The organism is Pseudomonas sp. PvP025 (assembly GCF_017832155.1).
Classification (GTDB): Bacteria; Pseudomonadota; Gammaproteobacteria; order Pseudomonadales; family Pseudomonadaceae; genus Aquipseudomonas.
In genome coordinates, this window is record NZ_JAFIBJ010000001.1 from 1,923,626 (window position 1) to 1,939,552 (window position 15,927).

The 15,927-nt window shown below is 61.5% G+C and carries 13 protein-coding genes; 8 read left to right on the forward strand and 5 right to left on the reverse strand.

Annotated features, from left to right (window positions below):
* Nucleotides 1–104 precede the first annotated feature (104 nt).
* Genes JOE32_RS07775 through JOE32_RS07800 form a run of 6 tightly spaced genes read left to right on the forward strand, consistent with a single transcriptional unit; the run spans nucleotide 105 to nucleotide 6,144 of the window.
* Complete coding sequence (locus JOE32_RS07775) at nucleotides 105–3,026, forward strand: monovalent cation/H+ antiporter subunit A (RefSeq protein WP_209982906.1); 2,922 nt, start codon at nucleotides 105–107, stop codon at nucleotides 3,024–3,026.
* Nucleotides 3,026–3,370, forward strand: coding sequence for a Na+/H+ antiporter subunit C (locus JOE32_RS07780; RefSeq protein ID WP_003192163.1), 345 nt, complete (start codon nucleotides 3,026–3,028; stop codon nucleotides 3,368–3,370). The genes JOE32_RS07775 and JOE32_RS07780 overlap by 1 nt, the downstream gene beginning before the upstream one ends.
* On the forward strand, nucleotides 3,367–5,049 hold the full coding sequence (locus JOE32_RS07785; RefSeq protein WP_209982909.1) for a monovalent cation/H+ antiporter subunit D: 1,683 nt from the start codon (nucleotides 3,367–3,369) through the stop codon (nucleotides 5,047–5,049). The genes JOE32_RS07780 and JOE32_RS07785 overlap by 4 nt, the downstream gene beginning before the upstream one ends.
* The gene (locus tag JOE32_RS07790) at nucleotides 5,046–5,534 is read left to right on the forward strand and encodes a Na+/H+ antiporter subunit E (protein ID WP_209982910.1); all 489 of its coding nucleotides are present in this window, start codon (nucleotides 5,046–5,048) and stop codon (nucleotides 5,532–5,534) included. Before JOE32_RS07785 ends, JOE32_RS07790 begins: the two co-directional genes overlap by 4 nt.
* Nucleotides 5,531–5,809 (forward strand): K+/H+ antiporter subunit F, encoded by a 279-nt coding sequence (locus JOE32_RS07795; protein ID WP_010209507.1) that lies wholly within the window; start codon nucleotides 5,531–5,533, stop codon nucleotides 5,807–5,809. The genes JOE32_RS07790 and JOE32_RS07795 overlap by 4 nt, the downstream gene beginning before the upstream one ends.
* On the forward strand, nucleotides 5,806–6,144 hold the full coding sequence (locus JOE32_RS07800; protein ID WP_209982912.1) for a Na+/H+ antiporter subunit G: 339 nt from the start codon (nucleotides 5,806–5,808) through the stop codon (nucleotides 6,142–6,144). The genes JOE32_RS07795 and JOE32_RS07800 overlap by 4 nt, the downstream gene beginning before the upstream one ends.
* A gap of 28 nt (nucleotides 6,145–6,172) precedes the next feature.
* Here the strand turns inward: JOE32_RS07800 and JOE32_RS07805 are convergent, their stop codons facing one another.
* From JOE32_RS07805 to JOE32_RS07825, 5 genes are all read right to left on the reverse strand, one after another.
* A complete protein-coding gene (locus tag JOE32_RS07805; protein ID WP_209982915.1) occupies nucleotides 6,173–9,532 on the reverse strand; it encodes a hypothetical protein in 3,360 nt (1,119 codons plus the stop codon).
* Nucleotides 9,533–9,816: 284 nt separating this feature from the next.
* A complete protein-coding gene (locus tag JOE32_RS07810; protein ID WP_209982917.1) occupies nucleotides 9,817–10,242 on the reverse strand; it encodes a hypothetical protein in 426 nt (141 codons plus the stop codon).
* Nucleotides 10,243–10,280: 38 nt separating this feature from the next.
* Entirely contained in the window at nucleotides 10,281–10,934 is a 654-nt protein-coding gene (locus JOE32_RS07815) for a hypothetical protein (protein WP_209982919.1), read from the reverse strand.
* A 338-nt stretch (nucleotides 10,935–11,272) separates the two neighbouring features.
* Complete coding sequence (gene cysS, locus JOE32_RS07820; RefSeq protein WP_209982921.1) at nucleotides 11,273–12,661, reverse strand: cysteine--tRNA ligase; 1,389 nt, start codon at nucleotides 12,659–12,661, stop codon at nucleotides 11,273–11,275.
* A 19-nt stretch (nucleotides 12,662–12,680) separates the two neighbouring features.
* Nucleotides 12,681–14,381, reverse strand: coding sequence for a glutamine--tRNA ligase/YqeY domain fusion protein (locus JOE32_RS07825; protein ID WP_209982924.1), 1,701 nt, complete (start codon nucleotides 14,379–14,381; stop codon nucleotides 12,681–12,683).
* Nucleotides 14,382–14,641: 260 nt separating this feature from the next.
* On the opposite strand from JOE32_RS07825, the gene JOE32_RS07830 reads away from it, so the two are divergent.
* Both JOE32_RS07830 and lpxH read left to right on the forward strand, forming a co-directional pair.
* Nucleotides 14,642–15,145 carry a peptidylprolyl isomerase gene (locus JOE32_RS07830; RefSeq protein WP_209982926.1) on the forward strand — a complete coding sequence of 168 codons (504 nt, stop codon included), beginning with the start codon at nucleotides 14,642–14,644 and terminating at the stop codon, nucleotides 15,143–15,145.
* Nucleotides 15,142–15,891, forward strand: coding sequence for a UDP-2,3-diacylglucosamine diphosphatase (lpxH, locus tag JOE32_RS07835; protein ID WP_209982927.1), 750 nt, complete (start codon nucleotides 15,142–15,144; stop codon nucleotides 15,889–15,891). Before JOE32_RS07830 ends, lpxH begins: the two co-directional genes overlap by 4 nt.
* Nucleotides 15,892–15,927: the final 36 nt, after the last annotated feature.

Here is a 15,927-nt window from a genome sequence, read left to right on the forward strand (position 1 = left end):
GAGATTATTCGACCGCTTCTGTAGGATCCTGCCACACCTTGGCGTTTGGTGATCGAGAAAGCGGCACGTATGATGCATCCCAAACTCCCGCAGATTAGAAGCCTATGTCCCTGATAGTTCTACTGCTTCTGCCATTCATTGGCAGCTGTCTGGCGGCCTTGCTGCCGCACAATGCACGTAATACCGAATCGCTGCTGGCAGGCCTTGTGGCGCTGGTCGGAACGGTTCAGGTCGCCCTGCTTTACCCTCAGATCGCCTACGGTGGCGTGATCCGCGAGGAATTCACGTGGCTGCCCAGCCTCGGCCTGAACTTCGTGCTGCGCATGGACGGTTTTGCCTGGCTGTTTTCGATGCTGGTGCTCGGCATCGGTACGCTGGTGTCGCTGTATGCGCGCTACTACATGTCGCCGGATGACCCGGTGCCGCGTTTCTTTGCGTTTTTCCTGGCCTTCATGGGCGCCATGCTCGGGCTGGTGATCTCCGGCAACCTGATCCAGATCGTGTTTTTCTGGGAACTGACCAGCCTGTTCTCGTTCCTGCTGATCGGCTACTGGCACCACCGCGCCGATGCGCGACGCGGCGCCTACATGGCGTTGATGGTCACCGGTGCCGGCGGCCTGTGCCTGCTGGCCGGGGTGATGCTGCTGGGGCATATCGTCGGCAGCTACGACCTGGATCAGGTGCTGGCGGCGGGCGATCAGATTCGCGCGCACTCGCTGTACCCGGTGATGCTGGCTCTGGTGCTGGTGGGCGCGCTGAGCAAAAGTGCGCAGTTCCCTTTCCATTTCTGGCTGCCCCACGCGATGGCGGCGCCTACACCGGTTTCTGCGTACCTGCACTCGGCGACGATGGTGAAGGCCGGCGTGTTCCTGCTGGCCCGTCTGTGGCCGTCGCTGTCGGGCAGCGAAGAATGGTTCTGGATCGTCGGCGGTGCCGGCGCCATTACCCTGGTACTCGGCGCTTACTGCGCCATGTTTCAAAACGATCTCAAGGGCCTGCTGGCCTATTCCACCATCAGCCACCTCGGGCTGATCACCCTGCTGCTGGGCCTCAACAGCCCGCTGGCGGCGGTCGCCGCCGTCTTTCATATCCTCAACCACGCCACCTTCAAGGCCTCGCTGTTCATGGCGGCGGGCATCATCGACCACGAAAGCGGCACGCGGGATATCCGCAAGCTCAGCGGCCTGGTGCGCCTGATTCCGTTTACCGCGACCCTGGCGATGGTGGCCAGTGCGTCCATGGCCGGCGTGCCGTTGCTCAATGGCTTTCTGTCCAAAGAGATGTTCTTCGCCGAAACCGTGTTTATCTCGTCCACCGAATGGGTGGAAATCGCCCTGCCGCTGATCGCGACCATTGCCGGCACGTTCAGTGTGGCCTACGCGTTGCGCTTTACCGTTGACGTGTTCTTCGGCCCGCCGGCGACCGACCTGCCCCACACACCCCACGAGCCGCCGCGCTGGATGCGCGCGCCGGTCGAGCTGCTGGTGTTCACCTGCCTGCTGGTGGGGATCTTCCCGGCCCAGGTGGTCGGCCCGCTCCTCGCGGCGGCGGCGCTGCCGGTGGTGGGCGGCGTGTTGCCCGAGTACAGCCTGGCGATCTGGCACGGCTGGAACGCGCCGATGGTCATGAGCCTGGTGGCGATGTCCGGCGGTGTGGTGCTGTACCTGATGCTGCGCAAGCAACTCAAGCGCGGGCGCTTCAAGTACCCGCCGCTGATCAGCTACTTCAACGGCAAGCGCGGCTTCGAGCGCAGCCTGGTGGTGATGATGCGCGGCGTGCGCAAAATCGAAAAACGCCTGAGCACCAAGCGCCTGCAGACCCAGCTGTTCCTGCTGGTGCTGGTGGCGGTGATCGGCGCCATGATCCCCATGCTGGGCAGCGGCCTCACCTGGGGCGACCGGCCGAAGATCCCTGGCTCGGTGGTGTTCGTGACCCTGTGGGTACTGGCCATCACCTGCGCCCTGGGCGCCGCCTGGCAAGCCAAGTACCACCGACTCGCGGCCCTGACCATGGTCAGCGTGTGCGGCTTGATGACCTGCATCACCTTCGTGTGGTTCTCGGCACCGGACCTGGCACTCACGCAACTGGTGGTCGAAGTGGTGACCACCGTGCTGATTCTGCTCGGCCTGCGCTGGTTGCCGAGGCGGATCGAAGAGGTCTCGCCGCTGCCGAGCACGCTGCGCAAGGCGCGCATCCGCCGCCTGCGCGACTTCCTGCTGTCCAGCGCGGTGGGCGGCGGCATGGCGCTGTTGTCCTACGCGATGCTGACCCGCCAGACGCCCAACGATATCTCCTCGTTCTACCTGAGCCGTGCCCTGCCCGAAGGCGGCGGCAGTAATGTGGTGAACGTGATGCTGGTGGACTTCCGTGGCTTCGACACGCTGGGTGAAATCACCGTGCTCGGCGCCGTGGCGCTCACCGTATACGCGCTGCTGCGACGCTTCCGCCCCTCGAAGGAAAGCATGCAACTGCCCACGCAACAGCGTCAGTTGGCGCCGGATGTGGCCACTGACCTGGTCAACCCGCGCCAGGCCAGCGACACCGCACTGGGCTTCATGATGGTGCCAGCGGTGCTGGTGCGCCTGCTGCTGCCGATTGCGATGGTGGTGTCGTTCTACCTGTTCATGCGCGGGCACAACCAGCCTGGCGGCGGCTTTGTCGCAGGCCTGGTGATGTCGGTGGCGTTTATCCTGCAATACATGGTGGCCGGCACCCAGTGGGTGGAGGCGCAGATGAACCTGCGGCCGATGCGCTGGATGGGCTTCGGGCTGCTCTCGGCCACCCTCACCGGGCTGGGCGCGTTGTTTGCCGGTTACCCGTTCCTCACCACCCACACCTGGCATTTGAGCCTGCCGGTGCTGGGCGATATTCACGTCGCCAGCGCGCTGTTCTTCGATGTTGGCGTGTACGCCATGGTGGTCGGTTCGACCCTGCTGATGCTCACCGCCCTGGGTCACCAATCGGTGCGCGCCCATAAACCCAGCAACCAGGCCAAAGTGGTTGCCGCAACACAAGGAGCCGCCTGATGGAAGAAGTCATTGCAATTGCCATTGGGGTGCTGGCGGCCTCGGGCGTCTGGTTGATCCTGCGGCCACGGACCTTCCAGGTGGTGATGGGCCTGTGCCTGCTGTCGTACGGGGTCAACCTGTTCATCTTCAGCATGGGCAGCCTGTTTATCGGCAAGGAGCCGATCATCAAGGACGGCGTGCCTCAGGACCTGCTCAACTACACCGACCCCCTGCCCCAGGCGCTGGTGCTCACGGCCATCGTGATCAGCTTCGCCATGACCGCGCTGTTCCTGGTGGTGTTGCTGGCGTCTCGGGGCCTGACCGGCACTGACCATGTCGACGGCCGGGAGCCCAAGGAATGAATTGGGTCAATCAACTGATCGTCGCACCGATTCTGCTGCCGTTGCTCACGGCGGGGCTGATGCTGATGCTGGGCGAGAAACGCCGCCCGCTGAAGGCCAAGATCAACCTGCTGTCGAGCCTGCTCGGCGTCGGCGTGGCGGCTCTGCTGCTGTACTGGACGCAACAGGGTGGCCCAAGCTCCATTGGCGTGTACCTGCCGGGCAACTGGCAGGTGCCGTTCGGCATCGTGCTGGTGGTGGATCAACTGTCGGCGCTGATGCTGGTGCTGACCGGGATCATTGGCGTGAGCGCACTGATGTTCGCCATGGCCCGCTGGGACCGTGCCGGCACCAGTTTCCACGCGCTGTTCCAAATCCAGTTGATGGGCCTGTACGGCGCGTTTCTCACCGCCGACCTGTTCAACCTGTTCGTCTTCTTCGAGGTGCTGCTGGCCGCGTCCTACGGCCTGATGCTGCACGGTTCCGGCCGCGCGCGAGTGTCGTCGGGGCTGCACTACATTGCGATCAACCTGCTGGCCTCGTCGCTGTTTCTGATTGGCGCAGCGATGATCTACGGCGTGACCGGCACGTTGAACTTCGCCGACCTGGCGCTGAAAATTCCGCTGGTGCCGGAGGCTGACCGTGGCTTGTTGCACGCCGGTACCGCGATCCTCGCCACGGCGTTCCTGGCCAAGGCCGGCATGTGGCCGCTGAACTTCTGGCTGGCGCCGGCCTACTCTTCGGCCAGTGCACCGGTGGCGGCGATGTTCGCGATCATGACCAAGGTCGGCGTGTACACCGTGCTGCGCCTGTGGACCCTGCTGTTCTCCGGCCAGGCCGGTGCGTCAGCGCTGTTCGGCGGCGACTGGCTGGTGTACGGCGGCATGGCGACCATCGTCTGCGCGGCGCTGGCGATGCTGGCGGCACAACGACTGGAGCGCATGGCCAGCCTGAGCATTCTGGTGTCGGCCGGCATCCTGCTGTCGTCGGTGGGTTTTGCCCAGCCCAGCCTGACGGCTGGCGCGCTGTTCTATCTGGTGAGTTCCACCCTGGCCTTGAGTGCGCTGTTCCTGCTGGCGGAGCTGATCGAGCGCTCGCGCTCGGCCAATGACCTGCCGCTGGATGAAGAAATCGACGCACTGCCCAAGGCCATGGAATCCTTGCATCCGCGCCCCGGCGTCAACCTCGATGACGAACAGAAAGCCGTGGTCGGCCAGGTGATTCCGTGGACGATGGCGTTCCTCGGCCTGAGCTTTGTCGCCTGTGCGCTGCTGATTATCGGCATGCCGCCGCTGTCCGGGTTTATCGGCAAGCTCAGCCTGTTGAGTGCGCTGGTCAATCCGTTGGGCCTGGGCAATGCGGTCAATGAGCCGATCCGGCCGGCCGCCTGGGGCCTGGTGGCCCTGTTGATCCTCTCCGGCCTGGCCTCGTTGATTGCCTTTGCGCGCCTGGGCACCCAGCGCTTCTGGACCCCGGAAGAGCGCCCGTCGCCGCTGCTGCGCCGCTATGAGTGCGTGCCAATCTTTCTGCTGCTGGGCCTGTGCATCGCGCTGACCTTCAAGGCCGAGCCGTTGATGCGCTATACCCTGGCGACCGCCAAGAGCCTGAACAACCCCGAGAGCTACGTGATGGCGGTAATGGCCACGCGCCCGGTGCCGAGCCCCGAAGGCAAGGCCGCCGCCCTGGAGGTGCAACCATGAAGCGCTTGCTGCCTGCGCCGTGGCTGTCATTGGCACTGTGGGTGCTGTGGCTGGTGCTCAACCTGTCGGTGAGCCCCGGCAATCTGTTGCTCGGCGCGCTGCTGGGGTTTCTCGCCCCGCTGATGATGGCGCCGCTGCGTCCGCAGCCGATCAGCCTGCGCCGCCCTGGCGTGATCATCCGCCTGTTTTTGCTGGTGGGCCGCGATGTGATTGTGTCCAACCTGCAAGTGGCGTGGGGTGTGCTGGTGTGCGGCGCGCGCCCGCCGCGCTCGCGCTTTGTGAGGGTCCCCCTGGACCTGCGCAGCCCCAACGGCCTCGCTGCGCTGTCGATGATCACCACCGTGGTGCCCGGCACCATCTGGTCGGAACTGGCGCTGGACCGCAGCGTGCTGTTGTTGCACGTGTTCGACCTGGAGGACGAAGCGCCATTTATCGAACACTTCAAGTCCACCTATGAGCGCCCCCTGATGGAGATCTTCGAATGAGCGCCCTGCTCTCCAATGCGATCCTGCTCAGCCTGTTCCTGTTCTCGCTGGCCATGGTGCTGACCCTGATCCGCCTGTTCAAGGGCCCGTCGGCCCAGGACCGCGTTCTGGCGCTGGACTACCTGTACATCCTGGCGATGCTGATGATGCTGGTGTTGGGCATTCGTTATGCCAGTGACACCTACTTTGAAGCGGCGTTGCTGATTGCACTGTTCGGCTTCGTGGGCTCGTTCGCCCTGGCCAAATTCCTGCTGCGTGGGGAGGTGATTGAATGATGCCGATGTGGATGGAGATCGTGGTGGCGGTGCTGCTGGTGTCAAGCAGTGTGTTTGCGCTGATCGGCGCGCTGGGGTTGTTGCGCATGAAGGACTTCTTCCAGCGCATGCACCCGCCGGCATTGGCCTCGACGCTGGGCGCCTGGTGTGTGGCGCTGGCGTCGATTATCTACTTTTCGGTGCTCAAGTCCGGGCCGGTGCTGCACGGGTGGTTGATTCCGATTTTGCTGTCGATCACGGTGCCGGTCACCACGCTGCTGCTGGCGCGCACGGCGTTGTTCCGTAAACGCATGGCTGGCGACGATGTACCTGCGGAGGTCAGCAGCCGCCGTTGAAGCTAACCGGGAGGGGGCGGCCCACCTCTTAATTGACAACGCTCGGTACCGATGCGAACGGTGCCGCGTTTGCCTTCTCGAGCATCTCGGACACACTGGGGAACGTGCCCTGGGAAAAGCGCGCCTTTTCAAAAAGATCCGCAGGTACATATACCCCCATCCCCACTTTCACGGGAAGGCCTCGTTGGGTACGCGTCAAAAACTTCGATAATTTGCCAGGTTGATCCCACAGTCCCAGAAATCCCTCTGTCGGATTGAACAACGCACGAAGCAACGCATTGCTTTCCTTAAGGGAGTTAGCCACGAAGGCCTGTCTGTTCAAGCGTGAAGCCAGTCTGATGGCCTTCCCCGTCTTGTAGACCGTCTGTAAACCGCCTGTGCCGATGAGCGACACAAGATCAATCAGCAACCCTTTCACTCCTTGACTGACACTCCCTTCGTAGATGTCGACCAGCGCGCCGACAAACGAAATCATCGACACCAGCGCGCGCCCGTTCTCCTTGCTCATCAAACGATCCACATAGCCCATTGCGTTGTCTTCGCTGGGTAGCACCGCATTCGCATAATCGAGCATTGCCTGGCGATGACCGCTGTAATTGCCGATGTAGTTACCCTGAAGGAGGGTGTCGACGATCGCCTGAGTCTTGACCGACTCAAAGGTGTCGGGAACCCACTCATTGCGGCTGCCACCCTGCCCGATCGCAGACGACCCACCCAGCGATGCGCCCACTCTCGAGATGATGACTTTCGACGATGCGCCGGGACGTGGTGCCTCGCCAGTGAGGTAAGCGTTGAAGTCGAACGGCTGCTGGGTACCACGCAAATACCGATGCACCCTGGAAGGTTTTCGCACCAGGTACTCTCGCACCTCTTCGATCACGCCCTCATTCAGTTTCAGGTTTTTTCCGGCCAGATCTGCCGTGCGATCAATGATTTTCCCGGACGCCGGGAAGAACTCACAGTAATGGGTTTTATCCTGATAGCGGACGCGCAACAACGACCCGTGCCAGCCTCGATTGCGGGCGACCTTGTTGCCTGTGGCGGCGTCTTGAGGCTGAGTCTCACCGGTTTCCTGGCGCAGTCTGTAGATATCAACGGTTCCCCATTCCAACGCCTGTCGAATGTCGAGCGGCAAGTTCGCAAGTGTCATTTTCATTAGGGCAGGCATCGCAGCTTTGGTGTCGCCCAGATACCCATCGACTGCGCCGGGGACCTGGTCGGCAATTTTTTCGAGTGATGCGATCCGCCTGTCGAACTCTGCCTGGGTGATGAGCGGATGGGTGAAGCCAAACGGCCCCTTGTGCAGATCCCCCGTTGCATAAGCCTCCACCAGCGTGGGCTTTTTTGCATTGACCCCACTCCCTATAAGATCGAATTTGGTGGCGGGCTTTCGCAACGTGAGGGTTTGCAGTTCGTCGTCCGTCAACTCCGGAAACGTCGGTTTAAGTGCCTTGAACGCCAGACCGGTGCGGGTAGGGGGCGATACGCCGAGCGTTTCGATGGCGTTTTCGAGCATTTGAGCACGACGTTCAATGCCGTCGCGGGCCTTGTGGTAATCCTCAGCGGTGTATTGATCGTCGCTGCGCTGAGGCACGATGCCCGCCATGACCCCGACGTCGAGCACCACTTTTGCGCCCAACCCTTCGACCAGGGCCTGTTGCGCCGGCGGGAAGGCTTGCGACATGGTCAGCGCGCCCAGCTCATTGAGGTTCATGCCACGGCTGGCGCCTGCCCCTCCCCACACCTCCGCCAGGGCCGTTCCCAGGTTGAGGGTCATCCACGCAGGGCTGCCAATGCGTATTGCATCCACCGACAACCCAAGTTGCTCAAGCGTATTGTCGGCGTGTGGCGGATTCGGTTTTACCAGGAACTCCGGTGCGGCATGCGCCAGGAACAGGTGCGCCAACAAGGGCGCGGCGCGCACGCTCACGCCCTTTTCCTCCACCAGGTGCCTTTCGAAATCCTTGCGCACCGCCCCCATCTCGCGACCCATATTGGCCGGGGCGTAGAAGTGATAACCCGCCGAGTGGCCGGGGCTTGCGGGCGCCTGCGGATCGACACTGAGCAGGATGGCGCTGGTCACCAGCGCTCGTCGCTGCCTGGCACCGGCAGCATCGTCATCCGTTCGTTGAGTCCAGTTCAAATGCTGGGCGAGCTCTCTGCCCCACGCCTGCGCCAGCGGCGTGTTGAGCAACTGGTGCCAGATCCGGTCTGCATTAGCGGCGGTGTCCTGCGGGATAACCTGCGTCACGAGTCGACGCCCCAACTGGGCCCCTACCGTATTGGCGCCATACTTCTGATCGGTCGCCAACGCCGCCAGCGCGCGCTTGTCATTCGCCGACAAGGTACCAACAGCCCACTGCTTGGGCAGCAGCTGCGCGTAATTGCTGTCTTGTGGGGGCGGCGCAAAGCGCGTACGCAGCCAGTTGGCCGCGGCGCGAACGTCACCTGCCGTGTCGAGTTCATCCAGGTTCATCGACCTGGCGACCTCTTGCAGCGTACAACGCTCATCGGTGCATGGCGCGCCTGGCACGGGTTCACTCAACACTGGGCTGAACCCGATATTCGCCAACGAAATCGGCGCGCTGTCAGCGATGCCGCTGGCCGCCCGTTCCAGAGCGTCTGCGAGGTTTTCCTGATCGTCGAGCGCGTTGATTCCGCGTGTTGACCATTCGAGCCTGAGAAGGTGATTGCGTGTCTCTGTCGCAGACAACGGGGGCCAGTTCGCCTCCATCTGTTTCACAAGCGTGCTCGCCTGCTCTTGGGTAACGGCGGGCTGAACGCCGTAGAACAGACTCGCCACGTTTCGCGAAACGTGCGGGCTATCTGCTGTGACATAAGGAACACCGTGGTGAGTGGGGTCCAACGCCTCAAGCGCGCGCCTCACGCGCGCGGACACCTGCCACCAGCCGGACGTGTCCTGCAGGCTGTAGGTCTGACGAGAGACCACGCCGTTATGGGTGACAAAGCCCGACACGCTGTTGCTGCCGATAACCACCGAGTCCAGCGAGAAACCCTTGCCCCTGAGCCAGGCCAATACCTCGGGCTGATTCACCACCTGCTTGAAGAGGGCGTAGGGTTGAGAAATCAGAGACCGTGCAGGCACCGTCACTGACGAATCAGTCACGCTGCCCATCGTTGAGATCAACTGCGCCTGAAGGTTTTTATCTGCATCGCCGGAATGAGATGGCGGGTTCCCCAACACACCTAGCGTATGGCGCCTGGGTTTTTCTGGCGCCTGCACGCTCTCACGTTTGCGGCGCCGTGACGCGCCGTGTTCAAACTCGACTGAGTCGGCGGGGTTGCGCAGCAGCCCAGGCAATACTGGCCCGCTGCGTGTCTGGTGGCGCGGTAAGCCAGGTACCGCTTGCTGATGCTCGGCAGGCATAAGCGGGCTGTCAGCAAGCGGGGTAGAAGGCGCTGGGCTATCCGGTTGGCTTTCAGGTGGGAATGGATACGCAATTGGGTGCGTGGGGTACCCGGTCAAGGAAGCAGGCATGTTCAATCCTCGGCAAAGCGCTAGTGAAAGCGTCCTCGTCCTGAGAACTGTTAACGCCAAGGTAGGAATAGAATTGCTCGCCCACTATAGGAAAACGCCGGTAACCCCCGCGAAAAACCCTGGCGTCCGCGACTGATTCAATACGGCGACAGGCTATGCAACCGTCCCCGGGGTTAGCTCAGTTGCTCGCACAAAAATGCGCTGCTGGCGGCCCTGGAGGACGGATGAAAGGCCAGTACCCGCGAAGCCACCTGCAGATCAATGAGTAACAGCGCGCGATCCTCCGGCGAGCCTTTGCGCGACAGCAATGCGCGAGACGCCAACGCGCAGGCCATCCCCAGATAGGACGCGCTGGCCAGCAATTGAAACCAGATGGCGAACACATGGCTGCCCATGCCTTGCTCGGTATCACCGAGTTGATCATCCAGCGCTGTGCTGAAGTGCATCATGGCGTCGGGCACCACGAGATTATTGAACCTGACCTCATGACTGTCCGCGGCCTGCAAATGCGGAACCGACCAGAACGGTTTGCGTTCGATACGTGGGTCGCCGGCAACACCTGCGCCGATCCCCAGGTGCGTGCGGCCTTCAGGGTCCACGTAGTTCACATCAAAGGTGATGACGTCGAAGTGGTGAGTCAGGGTGCACGGTTTTTTGCTTCCGCTGACGACGTAACCGCCGGCAGCTTGTTCTCCATTTGTGCCCGTTTGGCACTCACGGCATACAGGAAATTAGCGTCTGCCACCATCGAAGGACTATCACCACTGAATTCAGATCTACGCGTTGCCTGCGTCAGCTCAGACTTGGACAGGTGATACCAACGGTTATCGCGCATCTGGATGTTCCAGCCATCAGCCGAAGCGATCACCTGCTTGAAGATATCGGTAGGCTTCTGACCAAACCTCATCATCGCGATCTTTATCGATGCAGCCGTGGTGCAATTGCCCTTGTTGGACCCCTGCTTGAAACCACTCCAGATATTGCCGGGTTCATTGCCAACGCCAGGCCTCCTGCCAGGATCAGTCCTTGCCGTGTAGACATCGTGGTGATTCACCCACTGAGTGGGAGCCTGCTGATAAAAGCGCTGCGGGTTATGCAGTGAAGGTCTGTGGTACGCAGGTCGTTGAACGGCTACGGACCTCGGCTCGGGCCGTCGCAAAACGTCTGCATGCGGGGCCGGCTGCGTCGTCGGCTGACGAGCCATCCGTGACTGCCCGTAGGCCTCCACGGTATGAATCAGTTGGTTGAGATTGTTCTTGAAGCCGCCATCATCGGTTTTATCCCGAATCACCTTTAACCTGTCTACCAGGCCTGGCGCCCACTGCGTCCGGGCCCCCGGCGTAGCACGAAGCCACTCATTGACCCATTACCTGACCGCAGCAACGTCGGCCTCGTGCGCGGCAGGCCTCGCCTGCAGGTGCGACTGAATGGGCGAATAACGCGCACGCCCATCTACCGATCCCATCACTCCCGGATTCCACATGTTCGGTTTTTCTCCACTGGCTGATTGAAAGGCCGAACGGCCCAATCGCTCAGTGGCATGACGCAAGCCGGAGGTTCCATCGGCTATTTGCACGACAAAAAAAGCCCCGAACCAGTCGGGGCATTTTTTTGTTCAGCGTTTACCGATCAAACCTGATCTGCCAACCGCCACGTCGTCCCGCCCTTCCCGTCTTCCAACACCACACCCATCGCGGTCAGTTGGTCACGGATACGGTCGGATTCCGCCCAGTCTTTGCCAGCCCTGGCAGCCAGACGCGCCTGGATCAGCGCATCCACTTGCGCTGCATCCACTCGCCCTTCGGCACCGGCCTGCAGGAAGTCATCGGCTTCCATCTGCAGCACGCCCAGCACACTGGCCAGCTCTTTCAAGCGCGCCGCCAGGCCCGCCGCTGCGTCAAGATCCGTCTCACGCAGGCGGTTGATCTCACGCACCATCTCAAACAGCACCGCGCAGGCTTCCGGCGTACCGAAGTCGTCGTTCATCACTTCAGTAAACCGCGCGACGAACGCTTCGCCGCCGGCCGGGGCCACGGCGGGCAAGCCTTTCAACGCGTGGTAGAAACGCTCCAGGGCGCCCTTGGCGTCCTTGAGGTTGTCTTCCGAATAGTTGATGGCGCTGCGGTAATGGCTGGACACCAGCAGGTAACGCACCACTTCCGGGTGGTACTTTTCCAGCACGTCGCGAATGGTGAAGAAGTTGTTCAAGGACTTGGACATCTTCTCGCCATTGATGCGGATCATGCCGCAGTGCATCCAGGCATTGGCGTAGGTTTTGCCGGTGGCGGCTTCGCTCTGGGCGATTTCGTTTTCGTGGTGCGGAAACTCCAGGTCGCTGCCACCGCCATGAATGTCGAAGGTTTCGCCCAGGCAGCAGGTCGACATCACCGAGCATTCGATGTGCCAGCCCGGACGCCCGGCGCCCCACGGCGATTCCCAGCTCGGCTCGCCGGGCTTGGTGGCTTTCCACAGCACGAAGTCGAGGGGGTCCTGCTTGGCTTCGTCGACTTCGATGCGCGCGCCGATACGCAGGTCTTCAATTTTTTTGCGCGACAACTTGCCGTAGCCCATGAACTTGGCCACGCGGTAGTACACGTCGCCATTGCCCGGAGCGTAGGCGTAACCCTTGTCTATCAGGGTCTGGATCATTGCGTGCATGCCGGCGATGTGATCGGTGGCACGCGGCTCCATGTCCGGCTTGAGGATGTTGAGGCGCGCCTCGTCCTCGTGCATCGCGGCGATCATGCGCGCGGTCAGTGCGTCGAACGACTCGCCGTTTTCATTGGCGCGGTTGATGATCTTGTCGTCGATGTCGGTGATGTTGCGCACATAGGTCAAGTCATAGCCGCTGAACCGCAACCAGCGGGCCACCAGGTCGAAGGCAACCATGCTGCGGCCGTGGCCGATGTGGCAGTAGTCGTACACGGTCATGCCGCACACGTACATGCGCACCTTGTTGCCATCCAGCGGCTTGAAGACTTCTTTGGTCTTGCTGAGTGTGTTGTAGATCGTTAGCACGACAGTTCCTTAAACAGAATCACTGGCCCCACGAATCACGCAAGGTCACGGTACGGTTGAATACCGGCCGACCAGGTTTCGAGTCCTTGATATCCGCGCAGAAGTAACCTTCGCGCTCGAACTGGAAACGGTCTTCCGGCTGTGCGTCGCCCAAAGAGGGTTCGGCACGACAACCGGTGAGCACTTGCAGGGAGTCAGGGTTGATGTTGTCGAGGAAACTCGCGCTGTCTTCGGCCTTCTCGGGGTTTGGCGAACGGAACAGGCGATCGTACAAACGCACTTCGCACTCGATGCTGGCCGCAGCCGGCACCCAGTGCACCACGCCTTTGACCTTGCGGCCTTCAGGGTTCTTGCCGAGGGTGTCCGGGTCGTACGAGCAGCGCAGTTCGACGATGTTGCCATCGGCGTCCTTGATTGCCTCGTCGGCGCGGATCACGTAGCTGCCGCGCAGGCGCACTTCGCCGTTCGGCTCCAGGCGCTTGTAGCCTTTTGGTGGTTCTTCCATGAAGTCGTCACGGTCGATGTAGATTTCCCGCGCGAACGGCAGCTTGCGCACGCCCAGCTCTTCTTTTTGCGGGTGACGCGGCAGCTCGAGGTTTTCGACCTGGCCTTCAGGGTAGTTGGTGATCACGACTTTCAACGGCCGCAGCACGCACATGGCGCGCGGCGCGTTTGCGTCGAGGTCCTGGCGGATGCTGAACTCGAGCATGCCGAAGTCGACCACACCGTCGGAACGGTTGGTACCGACCATCTCGCAGAAATTGCGGATCGACGCCGGGGTGTAACCGCGACGGCGGAAGCCCGACAGGGTAGACATGCGCGGGTCATCCCAACCGTGCACGTGCTTTTCATCCACCAATTGCTTGAGCTTGCGCTTGCTGGTGATGGTGTAGTTCAGGTTCAGGCGGCTGAACTCGTACTGACGCGGTTGCGCCGGTACCGGCAGATTGCTCAGGAACCATTCGTACAGCGGGCGATGGCTTTCGAACTCCAGGGTGCAGATGGAGTGAGTGATGCCTTCGATGGCGTCGGACTGGCCATGGGTGAAGTCATAGTTGGGGTAGATGCACCACGTATCGCCGGTCTGGTGGTGATGGGCGTGGCGGATGCGGTACATGATCGGGTCGCGCAGGTTCATGTTCGGCGAGGCCATGTCGATCTTCGCGCGCAGCACGCGGGCGCCGTCCGGGAACTCGCCGGCGCGCATGCGGTTGAACCAGTCGAGGTTCTCTTCTACCGAACGGTCGCGGAACGGGCTGTTCTTGCCCGGCTCGGTCAGGGTGCCACGGTATTCCCTGGCCTGTTCCGGGCTCAGGTCGTCCACATAGGCCTTGCCGGCTTTGATCAGCTCGACGGCCCAGTCGAACAACTGGTCGAAATACTTGGACGCATAGCGCACTTCACCGGACCATTCGAAGCCCAGCCACTTGATGTCGCTTTCGATGGCGTCGATGTATTCCTGGTCTTCCTTGGCCGGGTTGGTGTCGTCGAAACGCAGGTGCGTGACACCGCCGAATTCCTGGGCCAGGCCGAAGTTCACGCAGATCGACTTGGCGTGACCGATGTGCAGGTAGCCGTTGGGCTCTGGCGGGAAGCGGGTGACGATCTGCGTGTGCTTGCCCGAATCGAGGTCCGCCTGGATGATCGGACGCAGGAAATTGACCGGGACGGCAGGTCCGGCCTTGGAATTCGAGGTAGGGTCGACAGTGGGCTTGCTCATAGGATCCTTGAACAGACAGGTTCGTGGCCGGGTGAGGCCAGACAAAACAAAGGGCTTATCATAGCCGAAGCGGTCAACCACCTGACAGGGCACGGCCGAAAACTGCTGCTTTAATTGCTGCTTTAATGACAGGCGCGGTAAAAAACCACCTCAAAATTCCTGCAAGGCACGCTAAACTGCGCGCCCTGGCCGCCGTTTGGCCAGACAGGTAAAGCGTTCAAACGCCCAAACCCACGAATTCCCTGAAAAGAGTAGTGAACATGACTCAAGTCAAACTGACCACCAACCACGGTGACATCGTCATCGAGCTGAACGCCGAGAAAGCGCCGATCACCGTCGCCAACTTCATCGAGTACGTAAAGGCCGGCCACTACGAAAACACGGTTTTCCACCGCGTCATCGGCAACTTCATGGTCCAGGGCGGCGGTTTCGAGCCGGGCATGAAAGAGAAGAAAGACAAGCGTCCAAGCATCCAGAACGAAGCGGACAACGGCCTTTCCAACGACAAGTACACCGTCGCCATGGCCCGTACCATGGAGCCGCATTCGGCCTCCGCGCAGTTCTTCATCAACGTCGCCGACAACGCCTTCCTCAACCACAGCGGCAAGAACGTGCAGGGTTGGGGCTACGCGGTATTCGGTAAAGTCATCGAAGGCCAGGACGTCGTTGACAAGATCAAAAGCGTGCAGACCACCGGTAAAGCCGGTCACCAGGACGTTCCGGTAGAAGACGTCATCGTCGAGAAAGCCGAGATCGTTGGGTGATATTGCTGATTTCAGATTTGCATCTGGAAGAGGATCGCCCGGACATTACCCGGGCGTTTCTGGATCTGCTCCACGGCCGCGCCCGTGGTGCCCAGGCGTTGTACATTCTGGGGGACTTCTTCGAAGCCTGGATTGGCGACGATGGGATGACCGCGTTCCAGCGTTCCATCTGTGACGCGCTGCGCGAACTGAGCGACAGCGGCACCGCGATTTTTATCATGCACGGCAACCGCGATTTCCTGATCGGCAAGGCGTTCTGCAAAGCCGCAGGCGCCAGCTTGCTCAAGGACCCGAGTGTCGTGCAATTGTACGGCGAACCCGTGCTGCTGATGCACGGCGACAGCCTCTGCACCCGCGACCTCGGCTATATGAAGCTGCGGCGCATCCTGCGTAACCCGATTGTGCTGTTTATCCTGCGCCACCTGCCTCTGGGCACACGCCACAAGCTGGCGCGAAAGCTGCGCAGCGAAAGCCGCGCGCAAACGCGGATGAAGGCCAACGACATTGTCGATGTCACCCCCGACGAAGTACCGCAGGTGATGCAGCAATTTGGCGTGCGCACCCTGGTCCACGGCCACACGCACCGCCCGGCCATCCATAAGCTGCAGATTGGCGACCAGGCGGCCAGGCGCATTGTGCTGGGGGATTGGGACAGGCAGGGCTGGGCGTTGCAGGTGGATGAGCAAGGGTTTGCTCTGGCGACGTTTGATTTTGTGAACCCACAGCTGGCCCTGCCAGGCGCTTGACGCAAGAACACAACAATCAAATGTGGGAGGGGGCTT